Origin of the sequence: Rhodopseudomonas palustris (assembly GCF_034479375.1) — a bacterium.
In the GTDB taxonomy this organism is placed as follows: domain Bacteria; phylum Pseudomonadota; class Alphaproteobacteria; order Rhizobiales; family Xanthobacteraceae; genus Rhodopseudomonas; species Rhodopseudomonas palustris_M.
The window spans coordinates 1-15,964 of record NZ_CP140155.1; the positions used below are offsets into that span (position 1 = coordinate 1).

General features: G+C 64.8%; 23 protein-coding genes and 1 pseudogene. 11 read left to right on the plus strand and 13 right to left on the minus strand.

Annotation, left to right across the window (positions count from 1 at the left end; translation table 11 throughout):
- The first annotated feature begins 66 nt into the window (after window positions 1-66).
- The 6 genes from pufB (SR870_RS00005) to SR870_RS00030 all read left to right on the plus strand — a co-directional run bounded on the left by pufB (SR870_RS00005) (window position 67) and on the right by SR870_RS00030 (window position 3,514).
- On the plus strand, window positions 67-222 hold the full coding sequence (gene pufB, locus SR870_RS00005) for a light-harvesting antenna LH1, beta subunit (RefSeq protein ID WP_322516013.1): 156 nt from the start codon (window positions 67-69) through the stop codon (window positions 220-222).
- 12 nt (window positions 223-234) lie between these two features.
- Complete coding sequence (locus tag SR870_RS00010; RefSeq protein WP_011443314.1) at window positions 235-414, plus strand: light-harvesting protein; 180 nt, start codon at window positions 235-237, stop codon at window positions 412-414.
- A 186-nt stretch (window positions 415-600) separates the two neighbouring features.
- Entirely contained in the window at window positions 601-2,028 is a 1,428-nt protein-coding gene (locus SR870_RS00015) for a PucC family protein (RefSeq protein ID WP_322516014.1), read from the plus strand.
- Between the two features lie 18 nt (window positions 2,029-2,046).
- Window positions 2,047-2,709: a hypothetical protein gene (locus SR870_RS00020; RefSeq protein WP_322516015.1), complete on the plus strand. Its 663-nt coding sequence runs from the start codon at window positions 2,047-2,049 to the stop codon at window positions 2,707-2,709.
- A 12-nt stretch (window positions 2,710-2,721) separates the two neighbouring features.
- Window positions 2,722-3,021 (plus strand): hypothetical protein, encoded by a 300-nt coding sequence (locus tag SR870_RS00025; protein WP_322516016.1) that lies wholly within the window; start codon window positions 2,722-2,724, stop codon window positions 3,019-3,021.
- Between the two features lie 55 nt (window positions 3,022-3,076).
- A complete protein-coding gene (locus tag SR870_RS00030) occupies window positions 3,077-3,514 on the plus strand; it encodes a hypothetical protein (RefSeq protein ID WP_322516017.1) in 438 nt (145 codons plus the stop codon).
- Window positions 3,515-3,876: 362 nt separating this feature from the next.
- Here the strand turns inward: SR870_RS00030 and SR870_RS00035 are convergent.
- The 3 genes and pseudogenes from SR870_RS00035 to pufB (SR870_RS00045) all read right to left on the minus strand — a co-directional run.
- A pseudogene (locus SR870_RS00035) lies at window positions 3,877-4,278 on the minus strand (response regulator transcription factor); the annotation flags it as partial.
- 307 nt (window positions 4,279-4,585) lie between these two features.
- On the minus strand, window positions 4,586-4,783 hold the full coding sequence (locus SR870_RS00040; protein ID WP_322516018.1) for a light-harvesting protein: 198 nt from the start codon (window positions 4,781-4,783) through the stop codon (window positions 4,586-4,588).
- A 12-nt stretch (window positions 4,784-4,795) separates the two neighbouring features.
- Window positions 4,796-4,951: a light-harvesting antenna LH1, beta subunit gene (gene pufB / locus SR870_RS00045; protein WP_011443307.1), complete on the minus strand. Its 156-nt coding sequence runs from the start codon at window positions 4,949-4,951 to the stop codon at window positions 4,796-4,798.
- A gap of 701 nt (window positions 4,952-5,652) precedes the next feature.
- On the opposite strand from pufB (SR870_RS00045), the gene SR870_RS00050 reads away from it, so the two are divergent.
- The 3 genes from SR870_RS00050 (at window position 5,653) to SR870_RS00060 (ending at window position 6,829) form a co-directional block, all read left to right on the plus strand.
- Window positions 5,653-6,063, plus strand: a complete 411-nt coding sequence (locus SR870_RS00050; RefSeq protein ID WP_322516019.1) for a type I restriction-modification enzyme R subunit C-terminal domain-containing protein — start codon at window positions 5,653-5,655, stop codon at window positions 6,061-6,063.
- A gap of 128 nt (window positions 6,064-6,191) precedes the next feature.
- Window positions 6,192-6,422, plus strand: a complete 231-nt coding sequence (locus SR870_RS00055; RefSeq protein ID WP_322516020.1) for an antitoxin — start codon at window positions 6,192-6,194, stop codon at window positions 6,420-6,422.
- A gap of 2 nt (window positions 6,423-6,424) precedes the next feature.
- Complete coding sequence (locus tag SR870_RS00060) at window positions 6,425-6,829, plus strand: type II toxin-antitoxin system VapC family toxin (protein WP_322516021.1); 405 nt, start codon at window positions 6,425-6,427, stop codon at window positions 6,827-6,829.
- Window positions 6,830-7,334: 505 nt separating this feature from the next.
- Here SR870_RS00060 and SR870_RS00065 read toward each other — a convergent pair.
- The 10 genes from SR870_RS00065 to SR870_RS00110 all read right to left on the minus strand — a co-directional run bounded on the left by SR870_RS00065 (window position 7,335) and on the right by SR870_RS00110 (window position 13,547).
- Complete coding sequence (locus tag SR870_RS00065; protein ID WP_322516022.1) at window positions 7,335-7,517, minus strand: DUF3606 domain-containing protein; 183 nt, start codon at window positions 7,515-7,517, stop codon at window positions 7,335-7,337.
- Between the two features lie 111 nt (window positions 7,518-7,628).
- On the minus strand, window positions 7,629-7,889 hold the full coding sequence (locus SR870_RS00070) for a GlsB/YeaQ/YmgE family stress response membrane protein (RefSeq protein ID WP_322516023.1): 261 nt from the start codon (window positions 7,887-7,889) through the stop codon (window positions 7,629-7,631).
- A 91-nt stretch (window positions 7,890-7,980) separates the two neighbouring features.
- A complete protein-coding gene (locus SR870_RS00075; protein ID WP_322516024.1) occupies window positions 7,981-8,178 on the minus strand; it encodes a hypothetical protein in 198 nt (65 codons plus the stop codon).
- Between the two features lie 39 nt (window positions 8,179-8,217).
- On the minus strand, window positions 8,218-8,631 hold the full coding sequence (locus tag SR870_RS00080; protein WP_322516025.1) for a DUF4440 domain-containing protein: 414 nt from the start codon (window positions 8,629-8,631) through the stop codon (window positions 8,218-8,220).
- A 38-nt stretch (window positions 8,632-8,669) separates the two neighbouring features.
- Window positions 8,670-9,236: a nuclear transport factor 2 family protein gene (locus SR870_RS00085; RefSeq protein WP_322516026.1), complete on the minus strand. Its 567-nt coding sequence runs from the start codon at window positions 9,234-9,236 to the stop codon at window positions 8,670-8,672.
- 32 nt (window positions 9,237-9,268) lie between these two features.
- Window positions 9,269-9,787 carry a flavin reductase gene (locus SR870_RS00090; RefSeq protein WP_322516027.1) on the minus strand — a complete coding sequence of 173 codons (519 nt, stop codon included), beginning with the start codon at window positions 9,785-9,787 and terminating at the stop codon, window positions 9,269-9,271.
- An 8-nt stretch (window positions 9,788-9,795) separates the two neighbouring features.
- Window positions 9,796-10,560, minus strand: coding sequence for an SDR family NAD(P)-dependent oxidoreductase (locus tag SR870_RS00095; protein WP_322516028.1), 765 nt, complete (start codon window positions 10,558-10,560; stop codon window positions 9,796-9,798).
- Window positions 10,557-11,054 carry an aromatic-ring-hydroxylating dioxygenase subunit beta gene (locus tag SR870_RS00100; RefSeq protein ID WP_322516029.1) on the minus strand — a complete coding sequence of 166 codons (498 nt, stop codon included), beginning with the start codon at window positions 11,052-11,054 and terminating at the stop codon, window positions 10,557-10,559. Before SR870_RS00100 ends, SR870_RS00095 begins: the two co-directional genes overlap by 4 nt.
- Before the next feature lie 14 nt (window positions 11,055-11,068).
- On the minus strand, window positions 11,069-12,340 hold the full coding sequence (locus SR870_RS00105) for an aromatic ring-hydroxylating dioxygenase subunit alpha (protein WP_322516030.1): 1,272 nt from the start codon (window positions 12,338-12,340) through the stop codon (window positions 11,069-11,071).
- A gap of 46 nt (window positions 12,341-12,386) precedes the next feature.
- The gene (locus SR870_RS00110; protein ID WP_322516031.1) at window positions 12,387-13,547 is read right to left on the minus strand and encodes an acyl-CoA dehydrogenase family protein; all 1,161 of its coding nucleotides are present in this window, start codon (window positions 13,545-13,547) and stop codon (window positions 12,387-12,389) included.
- Between the two features lie 401 nt (window positions 13,548-13,948).
- On the opposite strand from SR870_RS00110, the gene SR870_RS00115 reads away from it, so the two are divergent.
- A complete protein-coding gene (locus SR870_RS00115; protein WP_322516032.1) occupies window positions 13,949-14,506 on the plus strand; it encodes a MarR family winged helix-turn-helix transcriptional regulator in 558 nt (185 codons plus the stop codon).
- A 311-nt stretch (window positions 14,507-14,817) separates the two neighbouring features.
- Window positions 14,818-15,963 (plus strand): ABC transporter substrate-binding protein, encoded by a 1,146-nt coding sequence (locus tag SR870_RS00120; RefSeq protein ID WP_322516033.1) that lies wholly within the window; start codon window positions 14,818-14,820, stop codon window positions 15,961-15,963.
- The last annotated feature ends 1 nt before the right edge of the window (window position 15,964 follow it).

Below are 15,964 nucleotides of genomic sequence, written 5' to 3' on the forward strand. Positions count from 1 at the left end.
GCAGCGAAACGACCTACGTGCAGGTTCAGCACGGAACTAATCGTAAGTCTCTTAGGAGGTTTCACTATGGCAGACGATCCCAACAAGGTCTGGCCGACTGGCCTGACGATCGCGGAGTCGGAAGAGCTCCACAAGCACGTCATCGACGGTACGCGCATCTTCGGCGCGATCGCGATCGCCGCGCACTTCCTGGCGTATGTTTACTCGCCCTGGCTGCACTAAGGAGTATCGACAATGAATCAAGGTAGAATCTGGACTGTGGTCAAGCCGACCGTCGGCCTTCCCCTGCTGCTCGGCAGCGTTGCCGTGATGGTTGTGCTGGTTCACTTCGCCGTCCTCACCCACACCACCTGGGTCGCGAAGTTCATGAACGGCAAGACCGCGGCGATCGAGAGCTCGATCTCCATCGGCTAATAACAGCATCTTTTTGCTGTTCGGCCGACCGGGACCCACGGGTCCCGGTCGGTTGGTTGGCGGCGGAGCCGGCAGAGAAGCCGGACCGTCCCTCGCATGCCGGACCGCTCGGCAGCGAGTTTGAATCGGAGACAGTGTCGACCATCCTGTCCCCCGCTTTGGACCCAAGACTTTGGACCCAAGACGATGAACCCCGTCAGCCAAAAAGCGATGAAGCTGTGGGCCTCTATGGGGGCTCGCTTCCTGCCCTTCGCGGATGCGGCGACGCCGGATCTGCCGTTGTCGCGGTTGCTGCGGCTGTCGCTGTTTCAGGTGGCGGTCGGGATGTCGCTGGTGCTGCTGGTCGGCACCCTGAACCGGGTGATGATCGTCGAACTCAACGTGCCGGCCTCGATCGTCGGCGTGATGGTGTCGCTGCCTTTGCTGTTCGCGCCGTTCCGCGCGCTGATCGGCTTCAAATCCGACGTCCACAAATCCGTGCTCGGCTGGCGGCGCGTGCCTTTCCTCTACAAGGGCACCCTGGTGCAGTTCGGCGGCCTGGCGATCCTGCCGTTCGCGCTCTTGGTGCTGTCGGGCAGCGGCGATGCGGGCAACGCCCCGGTGTGGATCGGTCAGGTCGGCGCGGCGCTGGCGTTCCTGCTGATCGGCGCCGGCGTCCACACCACCCAGACCGTCGGCCTCGCGCTCGCCACCGACCTCGCCTCGCCGGAATCGCGGCCGAAGGTGGTCGGCCTGATGTACACCATGCTGATGTTCGGCATGATCGCCGCCGCGATCGTGTTCGGCATCCTGCTCTCCGATTTCTCGCCCGGTCGCCTGATTCAGGTGATCCAGGGCTCGGCCGTCGTCACCATCGTGCTCAACGGCATCGCCGTCTGGAAGCAGGAAGCGCGGCGCACCTCCGGCGCGACCCAGGCGACCGCGCATCCCGGCGCCCCCTCCGCGAGCTTCCGTGAATCCTGGGACGTCTTCATCCAGGGCAAGGACGCGATGCTCCGGCTGATCGCGGTCGGCTTCGGCACCATGGCGTTCAGCATGGCGGACGTGCTGCTCGAACCCTATGGCGGCCAGATCCTGTCGATGTCGGTCGGCGACACCACCAAGCTCACCGCCGCGCTGGCGATCGGCGGCCTGCTCGGCTTCGGTCTCGCCTCGCGCGTGCTGAGCCGCGGCGCCGATCCGTTCCGGATGGCGAGCTTCGGCTCGCTGGTCGGAATCCCGGCCTTCCTCGCGGTGATCTTCGCCGCCGAACTGCAGGGCGCCGCGTCGGTGCTGACATTCGGCTGCGGCACCGCGCTGATCGGGTTCGGCGCCGGGCTGTTCGGCCACGGCACGCTGACCGCGACGATGAACGCCGCGCCGAAGGATCAGGCCGGCCTCGCGCTCGGCGCCTGGGGCGCGGTGCAGGCCTCCGCCGCCGGCCTGGCGATCGCGCTGGGCGGCATCATTCGCGATCTCGTGACGGCGTTCGCTCCGCAGTTCGGTCCCGCCGCCGGTTACAATGCCGTCTACGGCCTCGAACTGCTGCTGCTGTTCGCGACGCTGGTGACGATGGTCCCGCTGATCAAGCGGCGGGACACTCTACTGATTCAGGGCCATCTGACCCGGTCCTGAGACCGAAACGGAGCTGACATGACGCAAATCATCACCCGGTTGTACGACTCCAGCAGCAAGCTCGCTGCGCTGGAAGCCGACCTGAAGAAGAACAACTACAAATATTCCGTCGTCACCGGTTATCAGTCTGGCAAGTCGAGTTCCGTCGACGACGTCGTCGCGGCGATGGGCCGGGCCTATGTGCCGCGCGCCGAGGCCCGGACCTATGCCGACTACGTCAAGAAGGGCGCCGTCGTGGTCGCGGTTCAGGCCGAATTCGGCTTCGCCGCCAAGGCGACCGCGATTCTCGACAGCTACGGTCCGAACAAGATCAGCGTGCCATCGTCGGCCTCGGCCGCCATGGAGATGAGCGAAGCGACGCCGTTCTCCAACATGATTCACGCCAAGACTCTGCTCGACACCTCGGGCAAGTACAAATCCTATTCCGGCGACTGGCTGCTCGTCGACAGCGACAAGACGTTCTCCGGAACGCCGCTGGTGATCAGCAGCAAGGGCCCTTACCAGTCGTTCTCCGGAACGCCGCTGCTGCTCGACAGCAGCGGTCCCTACAAGTCCTTCTCCGGGACTCCTCTGTTGATGGATGGCAGCGGTCCGTACAAATCCTATTCGGGCGAGCCGCTGCTGATCAACAATCCGACCATCTTCTCCTCCTGGCTGGGCCTGCCAGTGCTCTCTAAGTAAAGGAATTTGACCATGAGCGAAGCATACAAAGGACACTCCGGTACTCCGCTGATTCTCGAGCAGAAGGGCGAGTACGAAAGCTATTCCGGCACGCCGCTGCTGCTGAAGCAGGAAGGCGAGTACAAGAGCTTCTCCGGCACGCCGCTGATCCTCGAGCAGAAGGGCGAGTACCAGAGCTTCTCCGGCACCCCGCTGCTGCTGAAGCAGGAGGGCGAATACCAGTCGTTCTCCGGCATGCCGCTGCTGCTGAAGCAGGAAGGCGAGTACAAGTCGTTCTCCGGCTATCCGCTGCTGCTCAATCTCTGGGACTAGTGGACCGTCCCCATCACAGGCGGATGGCCACAGCCGTTCGCCGGAAGGAAGTTCGATGTCGAACGAACAATATCGATCGCTCTCCGGAACGCCGTTGCTCCTGAATACGTCGGGCTCCTACCAATCGTACTCCGGAACCCCGCTGATCATCGCGCAGAAAGGCGAGTACCACTCGTATTCCGGCTCGTTGATCCTGCTGCCGGCCCTGAAATCGTACTATTCGTTCTCGGGGACACCGCTGCTGATCAATACGACCGGACCGTACAGATCGTTCTCGGGAACCCCCCTGCTTCTGAGCCAGAACGGGGCCTATCGATCGTTCTCGGGAATGCCGCTCCTCATCGGAACTTCCGGACCCTACAAGTCGATGTCCGGAACGCCGCTGATCCTCCAGCAGAAGGGGGCCTATCGGTCGTTCTCGGGCCGCCCCCTGCTGATCGACCGGCCGACGCCGTTCTCGTCGCTGTTCGGTCTGCCGACACTCTTGAAGTAACTGGACCCAACGAGCCGGGACGTCACGCCCGGCTCGCACCTCCCAGGTTACTCCATTGCGCCGACGTCTCCCCGAACCTTCGGGGAGACGTCGGCGTGTCGTGGCTGCTCCGTCCGCAACGAACGACGAAACGACGACTGCGGCAACAGCCGGTCCCGTCGCCTTGCGTGCGCTTCCACAATGACAGAACAGCGGCTCGCCGGCGCCTGCCGAAGGGCGACGTGCCGACCACGCCGCGACTCGCGCTAATGGATGCTGTTCCGCTTCAGATTGTCGACGGTCTCGATGAAGAGGTTGAGTCCCACCCGCCGGGCCGACTGCCGGAGAATCAACTCCCCGTCGGTTCTGTCGGCCAGGAAGTGCGGATCCAGATAAAGACCTCCGGCCGCCACCGCGTGGATGCCGCGAGCGAGCTCGTCGGTCGCCGAGCGTTTGAGAATGTAGCCGGTCACGCCACATTGCAGGACCTTGCGCAGATAGGCCGCGTCTTCGTGGACCGTCAGCACCAGCACGCGGGATGTCGGGCAGATCGACAGAAACTGGCGGGCGACATCCAGCCCTCTGAGACCCGGCATCCACAGGTCGAGGACCGCGACATCCGGCTTCAATTCGATCGCGCGCTGGAGTGCGCTCGGTCCGTCGGAGGCGTCGCCGACGAGTTCCAGCCCGGCGTCGTTCCCGATCAGCATCTTCATGCCGCGGAGCACGAGCGGGTGGTCATCGGCCAGGAAGACGCGCAGGCGGGGTGTTGCTCGACCATCCATGGTTCATGGTCCCGACGGAGCGAAGAAAAATGGCACGATAGAGTTGCACGGCTACGAAGGGCGCGCCTGGCGGCATCGCCGTAGTCCAATCACTGGATGAGGCGATCGTGAGGACGTCGTGTGAACACGAAATCCCATGCCGCTCGGCTCGAAAGCGTCGACCATGCGACGGTTCGACAGAACGCGACGGCTGGTGCGGAGGTCCTGCTCAATGCAGTGCGGCTCGAGCCTGGATCGTCGCCGTGACGGCAACCATAGCGAAGAGGAAGCGGCGTCCTCGGAAAAGGCCGCCGCTTCCGGGAGGTGTCTACTTCTTGGCGGGGGCCGCGGGAGCGGCCGGGGCCGCGGCTGCCGCGACGACCTTGCCGTTCATGAACGCCGACACCCATGTCGTGTTCTGAAGTACGGCGAAGTGCACGAGAAACGCCATGGTCGCCACGCCGCCGAGAAGCAGCGGCAGGCCGACGGTGGGATTGACGACGGTCCAGAGTCTACCTTGATTCATGATCGTTACTCCTCAGTGCAGCCAGGGCGAATAAACATACGCCAGGAAGTGAGCGATGATCGCGATCGCGCCGAACACGCGCGTTCCGTCGATCACGTGCTTGTGGAGCTCTTCCGACTCCGCGATCGTCAGGCCGGTCGGCCAAACCTTGTTCAGATCTTCTGCCATTCCAAACTCCCAAAATGAAACTCTGGAGCGTCGCGCCACCCGCAGCCGCTCGATTGATACTCGCAGCGGCCGAACCACGGTCGCGGCAAGTCGCTTCTGATCGGAACTGGCGCGGAGCCCGCATGGTCACGCTCGAACTGACCTTCGAGCGTGATTGCGGACTCCACCAGTGCGACCGAGGTGATCGCGCCGACGCCGGCCCAACTCAGAGAGTAGCGCGAGACTAACCGGCTGCTTTCCTCCGTCAATTTGGGAACGCGCTGTCCGACGGTCCGTTTGATCCCTGAAACGACGAAACAACGTCAGGATATCCCGCTTTCAATCGGCCCCGAGACGCCTGCAGCGGCATCGACCTTCGCAACGGCGCGCCACGACCGACGTCGAGCAGCAGGAAGTCTGAAGTGGATCTCGTCGTCAGGAATTCCCCAATCGAATTACTATTCGAATTGCCGTATGCGAGTTCGTCCCAATTCTGGATGGACTGATGCGAGACGAAGAGTGTTGCGACCTATGTCGAGCTATCAAGAGCTTGCTGAACGGTCCACTGCGCCCCGGCTATGAGGTTCGCGAATGGGTCTGTCCCAGGTGCGGCACGGAGATCGGCGTCGTCGTAAGAACCGACAAGGCCTGCAAACGCGCCGAGCAAACAGAGTGAATGCGCAGAAAGCGTCGCGGGGCGGCTGGCGGCAAGCCATCGCGCAATGCTGACCGGCAAGGAGCTGTCAGAGGAGGACGAGGAAGGGTCGGCGTTCGAGGCCCCGCGCGCCGACACCGAACGCCTGGTCGCCGGCACACTGGCCGACATCGTTATGCTGGTGCGCTACGCGATCGACGAGGCGGAGTCGCTTGACTCTCTGCCCTCGGTGATCGCTGGCCGGTTCAACCTCTGGCTCGGCCGCGAGGAAAAGGCGGGGCGGACCTATACGGACGAGCAACAGGCCTGGCTGACGGCGATCCGCGATCATGTAGGCGTCAACATCGAAATCCGGCCGCAAGACATGATGGACGCGCCGGAGTTTTCCGGGCGCGGCGGCATCGTCAGGGCGCGCGCGCTGTTCGGTGCGCGGCTGCCCGGCCTTCTGGACGAATTGACCGATGCGCCGGTCGCATGATAGATATCAATGGTAAATACCAATTTTGAGGGCCGCCGATGTCTTCACCCGCCAGCAAGTCCGGCACTGCACGTCGCAACGCCAAGGGCGCGCCCGGACCGGACGCGCCGGCGACGGCGAAGCTTTTCATGCATGGCCGCAGCCAGGCCGTGCGGCTGCCCAAGGAGTTCCGCTTCGAGGGCACCGAGGTGCGCGTCAGCCGGGTCGGCGACAAGGTGATCCTGGAGCCGATGGAGAAGAAACCGTTCGATTACGCCGCTTGGCGCGCGCGGCTGGATGCACTCGGCGCGCGAGATTTCCTCGTCGATGGCATGCCGGACGATCCGTCAGTCCAGCCCGAAGATTTCGGGATCGATTGAGTATGATCTGCCTTGATACGAATGTTGTCATCGGCATCATCAATGGCCGTGCCCCCCAACTAGAAACGCGATTTCGGGAAACCATCGGCGTTGTGCCCGTCGCCTTGCCGGTGATCGCGCTGTTCGAATTGCGCTATGGCTACGCCAAGAGTAATCGGCGGGTGCAGATGGAGGCCTTGCTGGGTGAGTTTCTCGCGCCGGGAGTCACCATTCTGCCGTTCGGCGAGGAGGATGCAGCCGAGGCGGGCGACATCCGGGCCGATCTCGAGGTGCAAGGCGTGCCGATCGGTTTCTATGATGTGCTCATCGCCGCGCAGGCACGCGCACGCGGCGCGATCCTGGTGACCGCCAACCGGCGGGAATTCGAGCGCGTGCCCGGGCTGATGGTGACGGATTGGGCGGCGTGACGCCGCACGCGCCGACGGCGCGTGGCTGCGGTGCTGTTGGATGCGTTGAACGGGGTAGTGGTGGCGTAATGGATTGTCGCGTGGCGTCTGCGGAGTCACGACCGAAGGGCTCTGGCCGCTTCCGGAAGGGTGGTGCTGGGTGCCGATCGGCGATGTTGTCGATCCAGTGAGAGCGACGGATCCAAAGTGCGATCTGGGCGAAAAGAACTTCCACCACATTGATCTTAGCGCGCTGGAGAACGGGCACGTTACCAAAGCTCACCTCATCTCTGGTCTCGAGGCGCCTTCGCGGGCGCGCCAAGTCGCACAAGCTGGAGATACTTTGTTTTCGTGCGTTCGAGTCTATCTGCAGAACATCGCGCTCCTGAAACGCTCCAAGGAAAATGCGCTTCAGCGTTGGACGCCTTCTCGGCGCCCCGAATTGGGCAGGCCCACCATCAGCTTAGTTGCTGCTTGCCCGCGCATTGTGCCGCTTGATGCATTCCGTCTCGCGTTCAAGCCGCCTTCACTCCTTCGCGTGCCGCGCCAGTTCCTTGCGCACGCTGGCTGCGGAGTTGCCGACCTTGTCGATGATCTGCTGCAGTCGTTCTTTCGAGACGCCGAGTTGCTTCACCCATGACTTGACCTCGAAGCTCTCGTGCATGTTGATCTTGCTGCGGTCCTCGACGCCCCTCTTCTTGTTGTCCATCGTTGATGTCCTGCATGGGAAGAGGGGACGTCGATCACGGGGTGAAGTCGAACCGAACCTGCCTGGCGTCGCGGCCACGTCGCCATGGCCGCCGCTTTGCGAGCGTGACGACTATGCGGTCCGTCGGCGGCCGGCGATGAAGCCGTAGATCACCAGCACGATGAGGGCGCCGACGACGGCTCCGATCAGACCCGCGCCCTGATCCGCGCTGTACCAGCCGAGTGACTGCCCCAGAAAGGTCGCGACGAAAGCGCCGACGATGCCGAGGATCGTGGTCATGATGAAGCCCGACGGCTCGTTGTCGCCCGGCATCAGGAATTTGGCGATGACGCCGGCGACGAAGCCGATGATGATAATCCAGAGAATACCCATGTGGTCGCTCCCATGTTCTGGGAGGCAGAACGCCGGTCCATCAACTCGGTTCCAGGCGCAACGCGCGACTCGGGCGGCGGTCCTGCGCGAGCTAACCGCCCGCGGCCTCCGCCTCCGCCTCCGCCTCCCGCATGAACTCCGCCTCGAACATGCCGGCGGCGTGGGCGCCGTCGTCGTCGACGCTTTCGATGCGGATCATGCGGCGGCCGAACGGGTCGTCCCATTGCTGGATCACCATGACGCGGTGGCCCTGATAGCGGTAGGTCTTCCACATTTCAGCCTCTCGCATGGCGTCCTCCGCGCTCGGGCCTGATCTCGCGCCGCGCGCTCACGGCGTGATCCAGGTCTCCTGCAGATGTCGCCATACCGGCGTCGGCCGGTCGGCGCGGGCGATCAGCAGCGCGGTGGAGAGCCGGTCGGTGGTGCCGCTGTCCTGGATCTGCCGCTCGCAATAGGTGACGAGCGCCGTGGACGCGTCGAGATAGCGCACCACCACGTCGCTGATCTGCATGATCAGCGTCGGCCGCGATCCGCGCATCGTCGGCAGTCCGCTGGAGAACTGCTCGTAGGTCAGCACCTTGCCGGCCGGCGTCACCATGGTGAAGCCCTCGTCGAAGCGGGCGCGGATTGCGGCCGGATCGTCGGTGCCCTCGGCGCGGAACCAGGCCTGCAACAGGCGATGCAGCGCGTCCGCTTCCAGCGGCACAGCCTCGGCGAATGAAAGCGCGGTCGTTGTGGTCATCTGGCTTGTCCTTCAGCTCGTCGAATATGCAGGATCGCTCACGGCTGCATCAGTACTGATTTCTCCGGCACGCTCTGCGCCCAGCCCGGCGTCAGCGGCGCGACGAACAGATTCTCGGTGCGCGTGCGCGCCACTTTCCAGACGCCGTCCTCCTTGCGGAACAGATTGTTCAGCCGGCTCGAGCGCAGCAGCGACGAGCCGTCGGTGAAGATCCACGGCTGGCAATGCACCCATTGACCATCGGCCTCGTCGCCGCGGACGTGGATCTGCTCGGAGGTGAGATAGTGCACGTTCAGCACCAGCCCCGGAACCCGCGCCGGTCCCCAGAACCCCTGGAAGTGCTTGCGGATCGCGGCCTTGCCGACGCTGCGGCCGAACTGATTGTCGTAATAGGCGCCGACGCCCTCCCAGATCGCGTCCTCGGTGTAGAGGTCGAGGATGCGCTCGATCCGCTCGTCGTCGTTGTCGACGCCGAATTCGGGGCAGGGCGTGTCGCACAGAAACATGTAGCGCGCCTGGATGCGGCGGATATCCGCCTCCGCGCGCAGCGTGGCGACCTCGTCCTGCAGCGCCGTCACGGTCGATGCGAGCTGTTCGATATTCATCGGGATACGGGCTTTCTCTGGTCGGGGCGGGATCAGTCCTGGTGGCATAGTTCGCGCCGCGCCGGCGCGATGTCGTGATAGGAGCGGTTGAAGTAGATCAGCCCCTCCGGCTGCCCGCCGAGCGCGATCGCCCGCACGCGGCAGAAGAATACGCTGTGGGTGCCGATCTCGGTGATCTGCGCGATCGTGCAATCGAGGCTCACCACGGCGTCGGCGAGCGCCGGCGCGCCGGTCGTCAGCACCCGCCATTGCGCGCCGGCGAAGCGCTCCTCCACCGGGATGCCGCCGCGACCGAACAGCGACGACAATTCTTGGTGCCGGCTCGCCAGCACGTTGACGCAGAGCACGCCGTTCTGCGACAGCGCCGCATGGACGTTGGACGCGCGGTTGACGCAGACCAGCAGCGTCGGCGGATCGTCGGTGACGCTGCACACCGCCGAGGCGGTGAGGCCATGCAGCCCGGCCGCGCCGTCGGTGGTGATGATGTTGACGGCTGCGCCGAGCCGGCTCATCGCCTCGCGGAATTCGTCGCGTTCGACCGTGGGCGTCATCGCGGGCCTCATCGCATGAACAGCCCGCCATTGACGTCCCAGGTCGCGCCGGAGACGAAGCCGGATTCCGGCGACGCCAGTTGCAGCACGAGCTGCGCGACGAATTTGGGATCGCCGATGTCGCCGACCGGGATGTTCGCCTTGAACTCGGCGAAGCGCTCGGCCGGCACCGTCTTGTGCACGATCGGCAGATCGAGCGGCCCGGGCGCGATCGCGTTGACGGTGACGCCCGACTTGCCGAGATCGCGCGCGAAAACCTTGGTCAGCGTGACGATGCCGCCTTTCGACGCCGCATAGTGCGCGCCGGTGGCGGTGCCGCCGTTCTGGCCGGCGAGCGACGCCATGTTGACGATGCGGCCGTGGCCGGCATCGCGGAAATACGCGCCGAACACCTGGCAGCCTAGAAACGTGCCGCGCAGATTGACCGCGATCACCGCGTCGAATTCCTCCGGCGAGATTTCCATCACCGGCCGCGCCACTGTGACGGCGGCGTTGTTGACCAGCACATGCGCGCCGCCCCAGCGCGCCAGCAGCGCCGCCAGCGCCGCGTCGAAATCGCTTTTGGCGCGAACATCGAGCTTCAGCGCGATCGCCGATGCGCCGCCCGGGTCCAGCCGCGATGCGACGGTGCGCGCCGCCGCCTCGTCGATGTCGGCGACGGCGACGCGATAGCCCGCGCCGTGCAGCGCGCCGGCGATGATCTCGCCGAGGCCGCCGCCGCCGCCGGTGACCAGCGCGACGCGGCCGCCGCTGTTGGCGGAGGGGGCGCTCATAGGATGTAGCCGATGCCGCCGAGCGCCTCGGTGGAGTTGATCAGCCAGACCACCTTGCGGGCGATCTGCAGACCGGTCGAACCTCGCACCAGACGATAGGTGACGTCGCCGGTGTAGGTCCGCTCGCGGCCGCGACGATATTCGGTGATGATCTGCGCGCAGCGCAGCTCGCAGGAGGCTTCGTCAGTCTGCAGCAGGCGGAAGCGCGACAGCGACCGCACCGTCAGCGCCACCGGCGAAGCCGAGATCGACTGACCGTTGAGCAAACGCTCGACGCGCTTCTTGCGCATCCCGTGATCGTCATAGGCGTAGTTCAGGCTGTTCTCGAAATCGGTCGTGCCCGGTTCGATCGGCACGATGTAGAGCGCGTCGGCGGTCCACTGCGCCAGCCACTCGTCATAGATGGCGTGGTCGAGCAGATCGGCCTCGTACCAGGCGAATTCCATCGCCTCGGCGAGCGTGACGGGCAGGGAAGTGGTCGCGGGAATCGTCATGGGCATGTTCATGGTCAGACCGTCATCATCCGCTTCCATTGATCATAGGCGGCGCGCATGCCGGTCTCGGCGCTGACGTCGCTGCGGTGCCGGCCATCCGGCAGGCTCTCTTCCTTTGGAAAACCACGGTTCAGCATGATCCACATCTCGTCGCCGCCCTGCGCACCGTGCTGGACGCGGTCCCACACCTCGGCATCGTCGGGGCTGCCGAAGCCCATCGGGCCCTGGAAGAATTCGTGCAGCCGGATGCGGGCGCGGTTGGCCGCGGCGGGGCCGCCGTCCATCCCGATCGCGATGTGGCGGATCTCGGTCTCGTTCACCGAGACCGGCTGCAGCACGCGGAAGAACGCCATCGAGCAGGCGACGTTCGGGAATAAATTGATGTTGAAGCCGGAGCCGCCCACGGCGCGGACCATGCGCCGGACTTCGAGGTCGGAGTAGCCCTCCGCCGCGAGCTCCTTGGCGAGATCGGCGAACTTCTCCGGGATCGGCGCCTCGAGATTGTCGTCGAGATCGATCAGTTCGGGGATCATCACCATCACGCTGTGGCCGTTGCCGAGATCCTCGACGAAGCCGCCATTGTTCAGCATGTCGAGCTGCTGCTCGGTCTCCTTGTCGACCGCGGTGAGGAACGACTTGTGAACCAGCGGGAAGTGATAGGCGTCGGTAGTGTTCTCGAGCTGGATCTTCCAGTTGCCGGGGAAGCGGAACTTGTGCTCGCCCAGCGTCTTCACCGGATAGCCGCCGCCCTGCTTCATGAACAGGTCGATCCACTTCTTGGCGGGGCCGAGGAAGTCGGCGAGCGGCTCGATGTCGTCGCGGAAGGTCGCGAAGATCAGGCCGTTGTATTCCTCGACTCGCAGCGACTTCAAAGACAGCTCGTTGCGGTCGAGCGTCTTCTCGTCGTAGCCGTTCTCGTACGGCACACCGCGCAGCTTGCCGTCGAGCGAATAGCCCCAGCCGTGATACGGGCAGACCAGGCTCGAGGTCTTGCCCTTGCGCACTTCGCACAGCGTCGCGCCGCGATGCCGGCAGCGGTTGAGGTGGACGTGGACCTTGCCCTTGCGGTCGCGAACCACGATCACCGGCTCGAGCCCGACCTGCGCCATCTTGAAGTCGCCGTTGTTCGGGATCTCGCTGACATGCGCGACCCAGACCCAGGTGTTGCGGAAGATCTTGGTCATCTCGGCGTCGAAGATCGCCGGATCGGTGTAGAGCGGCGTGCGAACGCGATCCTTGCGGATCAGATCGTCGGGAGTGGTGGAGAGCTCCGCCAGGCTGGTCATGTGTCTGATCCTTGTCGCTGGGAAATGGTCGGAGAGGGGCGCTGCATCATGGATAGCCCGGGACCGAGGGCAGCCCGAGCAACACCCGCCCGGCGCTCTGCATCGTGCCCTCGTTGAGGAAGGCGTGCTGCGCGACGACGAAGCTGTCGGTCAGCGCCCGCGCCAGTGGATGGCCGTTGTAGATCGACGTGGTGCCGGTCAGTTCGGTCGCCATTCGCGTCACGTCGGCGCCGGTTTTCGCCGCGTGGCTCGCCGCCAGCCGCAGCACCGTGGTGGCTTCGACCGACGGCTTGTCGCCGGCGCGGACGATGCGCCAGGTCTCTTCGGTGGCGTCGTAGAAGAAGGCGCGGGCGGCGCGCAGGTTGGCCTCGGCCTTGGCGATCGCGACCTGCACATAGCCGCGGTCGGCGAGCTTCGGCGCGCCGGTGATCGACACCCGGCCGCCGGCCATGTCGATCACTTCGTCGAGCGCGCCGCGTGCGACACCGAGCCCGACCACGGCGAGCACCTGCGCGGCGAGGCCGAGCGACGGATAGCGATAGATGTCGGCATCGACCGAAGCCGCGCCGCCGCGGATCAGCGTCCATTCCTCCGGCACGATCACGTCCCTGACGACCAGATCGTGGCTGCCGGTGCCTTCCAGCCCGATCACGTCCCAGTTCGGACGGATCTCCACTTTCTCCGCCGGCATCACCGCGACCCGCGGCAATCCGCCTGACGCATCGCCTTCGACCGAGATGCCGACGCCGATCAGCGAGGTGCCCATGCTGCCGCTGCCGAACTTCCAGGTGCCGTTGACGAGATAACCTTCCGGCACGCGCCTGGCCGGCTGCAGCGGGAACAGGCCGCCGGCGAACACCACGTCCGGCCCGTTCGCATAGAGCTTGCGCAGCGTCGGCTCGGGCAGTGCGGCGAGATAGGTCGCCGCCGCGCCAAAGCTCGCGACCCAGCCGGTCGAGCCGTCGGCCTGCGCGATCTTCTCGATCATCCGGCAGAATTCGGCGGGACTACGTTCGTCGCCGCCGAACATCTTCGCCACCATGGCGCGATAGATGCCGGCCTTGCGCAGCCGCTCGATGATGTCCTGCGAGACGTGCTGCTGCGCGGTGAACTCGCTGCGGCGGGCGCGGATGTCGGCGATCAGCGCGTCGAAATCCTCGAGCGGCGCGGCCGGCTTCAGATGAATCACGCTGGCGAGGTCGTTCATGGTGCCCTCTTTGGCGTTGGCGCTGTTGGTCCTGCGCGCTGCGTCTCGACCGCGGAAAGTAACGATAGGTCATCGACCGTGTCTTCCACATGCGAAAGACAATCATGAACTACTCGAACTTTCCAGTGAATTATCGAGCGTCTCCGCATCAATTTCGGGCGGCGCCGTGCTCGCTGCTTGCTCATTCTGCGAATGAGAGAGGCAATCGGAGCGCCGGACGCCACGGTTCCGGCGGTGCGCCGCGCGTACTACGCGGCCGACGTGCGCGGCGAACAGCGCCGGCGTCGCGCGTTCCGAATCGGCGTGGGGGCGGGAAGGCCGGCTTCCGCCGTCGGAACGCGCGCCTAGAATTATTGTCGATTCCGCCGGGGAGATGTTGTCATTTTCCACGATCTCGGGAAGTGTCGTCGAAGCCCGCGCAGGCGCGGGTCGCGGCCGCGTGCACCGCGGCGGACGTCGAACGGCAGGATCGGGACGGGCAGATGCAGATCAAGAGCGACGGGATGAAGCGGAGAATCCGGGCCGATGACAGCCGGTTCATCTCCAACCGGTCGCCGTTCTTCCACAATGTCCGGATGCTGGCGCGCTATTCGGCGCGGATGAACGCCATCCTCAAGCCGGCCGGGCTCGACGTGCCGAAATGGCGGGTGCTGATGACGCTGACCGAGGGGCGGCCGCTCACCGTGTCGCAAATCGCCGACGAGGCGGTGGTGAACATCTCGACGATGGCCAAGATCATCAACCGGATGACGGACGACGGGCTGGTGACGACCCGGACGTCGAGCTCCGACGCGCGATCCACCGAAGTCTTCATCACCCAGCAGGGCGAGCGCGTGCTCGAACTGGTGCGCGAGAAGGTCAACTATCTGTTCAAGGAAGCGCTGCGCGGCCTCACCAAGGCCGAGGTCCAGCTCCTCAACACGCTGTCAGTCAAGATTTACGACAACCTGTCGCCGTAGCGCGCCGACGGCTCCTGATCCCCGAAAACAACCGGCTTTTCGCGATCGGCCGCGCTGGAGGCGAGGCCGTGCGCCGCCGCGCCGCGCGTCGTCTGACTGCGAAAGCAGCAAAGCTCTGCGATAATATGTGCAGCGCGCCGTTTTAAGTTGCTTGATTGTTCGCTGGAATATTTCACTAATTGGGCGGTCACTGCAGACGGGAATTAGTCGCTTTAAAAACCCGCTCCTGCAGATGTCCGCGCCTGATCCGAGCGGCAGCCGCCGCGACGTCCCGGCCGCGGCCCCGCAACACGGATGGGAAGAGGACGATCATGCACAATCTCAAGGCGCTCGTGGCCGCGGCGGTTCTGGCGGCTTCGGTCGGTCCCGCGATGGCCCAGGTCAAGGTCGGCGTCATCGCCTCCTCGACCGGCCCGATCTCGGTGGTCGGGCTGCAGCAGAAGAACACCGTGGCGCTGCTGCCGAAGACCATCGGCGACGTCACGGTCGACTACATCTACATGGACGACAACAGCGACCCGACGCAGGCGACCAAGAACGTCCAGAAGTTCCTGATCGAGGACAAGGTCGACGCCATCATCGGCCCGTCCGGATCGCCGAACGCGATGGCGGTGCTGTCCTTCATCGCCGACGCCAAGACGGTGATGCTGGCGCCGGTCGGCACCACCGCGGTGGTGCTGCCGATGGACGAGAAGAAGAAGTGGGTGTTCAAGACCACCCAGAACGACAACCTCGTGATGGACGCGCTGGTCGCGCACATGAAGACCAACGGCGTCAAGACCGTGGCCTTCATCGGCACCAACGATCCGCTCGGCGCCAACTTCGCCAAGGCCTTCAAATCCGTGATCGAGAAGGAAGGCATCAAGCTGGTCGCCGAAGAAACCTTCAGCCGCGCCGACACCTCGGTCGCGGGCCAGAGCCTGAAGATCCTCTCGGCCGCGCCGGACGCGGTGCTGGTCGGCGCCGCGGGCGCAACCACGGTGCTGCCCGAAGTGACGCTGGTCGACCAGGGCTACAAGGGCAGGATCTATCAGACCCACGGTGCTGCGACGCCGGAATTCCTCAAGCTCGGCGGCAAGAAGGTCGAGGGCACCATCCTCGCCGCGAGCCCGATGCTGGTGCAGTCGCAGATCGGCGACGACGTGCCGTCGAAGGCCTCGGGACAGGCCTATATCGACGCCTATACCAAGATGTACGGCACCGCCCCCGGCACCTTCGGCGCCAATGTCTGGGACGCCGGCCTGTTGCTGGAGCGCACCATTCCGATTGCGGCCGAGAAGGCCAAGCCCGGCACGCCGGAGTTTCGCGCGGCTCTTCGTGACGCGCTGGAGAACGTCAAGAATCTCACCGGCGCGCAGGGCGTCTACAACATGACCGCGGCCGATCATTCCGGCTTCGACGCGCGCAGTATCGTCACCATCGCGGTGAAGGACGGCGCCTGGAAGCTGCTGAAGTAAC

Bases quoted from the DNA above. Each gene is read 5' to 3' on its own strand.
- pufB (WP_322516013.1), top strand. From the start codon at position 67: ATGGCAGACGATCCCAACAAGGTCTGGCCGACTGGCCTGACGATCGCG.
- SR870_RS00010 (WP_011443314.1), top strand. From the start codon at position 235: ATGAATCAAGGTAGAATCTGGACTGTGGTCAAGCCGACCGTCGGCCTT.
- SR870_RS00015 (WP_322516014.1), top strand. From the start codon at position 601: ATGAACCCCGTCAGCCAAAAAGCGATGAAGCTGTGGGCCTCTATGGGG.
- SR870_RS00020 (WP_322516015.1), top strand. From the start codon at position 2,047: ATGACGCAAATCATCACCCGGTTGTACGACTCCAGCAGCAAGCTCGCT.
- SR870_RS00025 (WP_322516016.1), top strand. From the start codon at position 2,722: ATGAGCGAAGCATACAAAGGACACTCCGGTACTCCGCTGATTCTCGAG.
- SR870_RS00030 (WP_322516017.1), top strand. From the start codon at position 3,077: ATGTCGAACGAACAATATCGATCGCTCTCCGGAACGCCGTTGCTCCTG.
- SR870_RS00040 (WP_322516018.1), bottom strand. From the start codon at position 4,783: ATGAATCAAGGTAGACTCTGGACCGTCGTCAATCCCACCGTCGGCCTG.
- pufB (WP_011443307.1), bottom strand. From the start codon at position 4,951: ATGGCAGAAGATCTGAACAAGGTTTGGCCGACCGGCCTGACGATCGCG.
- SR870_RS00050 (WP_322516019.1), top strand. From the start codon at position 5,653: ATGCTGACCGGCAAGGAGCTGTCAGAGGAGGACGAGGAAGGGTCGGCG.
- SR870_RS00055 (WP_322516020.1), top strand. From the start codon at position 6,192: ATGCATGGCCGCAGCCAGGCCGTGCGGCTGCCCAAGGAGTTCCGCTTC.
- SR870_RS00060 (WP_322516021.1), top strand. From the start codon at position 6,425: ATGATCTGCCTTGATACGAATGTTGTCATCGGCATCATCAATGGCCGT.
- SR870_RS00065 (WP_322516022.1), bottom strand. From the start codon at position 7,517: ATGGACAACAAGAAGAGGGGCGTCGAGGACCGCAGCAAGATCAACATG.
- SR870_RS00070 (WP_322516023.1), bottom strand. From the start codon at position 7,889: ATGGGTATTCTCTGGATTATCATCATCGGCTTCGTCGCCGGCGTCATC.
- SR870_RS00075 (WP_322516024.1), bottom strand. From the start codon at position 8,178: ATGCGAGAGGCTGAAATGTGGAAGACCTACCGCTATCAGGGCCACCGC.
- SR870_RS00080 (WP_322516025.1), bottom strand. From the start codon at position 8,631: ATGACCACAACGACCGCGCTTTCATTCGCCGAGGCTGTGCCGCTGGAA.
- SR870_RS00085 (WP_322516026.1), bottom strand. From the start codon at position 9,236: ATGAATATCGAACAGCTCGCATCGACCGTGACGGCGCTGCAGGACGAG.
- SR870_RS00090 (WP_322516027.1), bottom strand. From the start codon at position 9,787: ATGACGCCCACGGTCGAACGCGACGAATTCCGCGAGGCGATGAGCCGG.
- SR870_RS00095 (WP_322516028.1), bottom strand. From the start codon at position 10,560: ATGAGCGCCCCCTCCGCCAACAGCGGCGGCCGCGTCGCGCTGGTCACC.
- SR870_RS00100 (WP_322516029.1), bottom strand. From the start codon at position 11,054: ATGACGATTCCCGCGACCACTTCCCTGCCCGTCACGCTCGCCGAGGCG.
- SR870_RS00105 (WP_322516030.1), bottom strand. From the start codon at position 12,340: ATGACCAGCCTGGCGGAGCTCTCCACCACTCCCGACGATCTGATCCGC.
- SR870_RS00110 (WP_322516031.1), bottom strand. From the start codon at position 13,547: ATGAACGACCTCGCCAGCGTGATTCATCTGAAGCCGGCCGCGCCGCTC.
- SR870_RS00120 (WP_322516033.1), top strand. From the start codon at position 14,818: ATGCACAATCTCAAGGCGCTCGTGGCCGCGGCGGTTCTGGCGGCTTCG.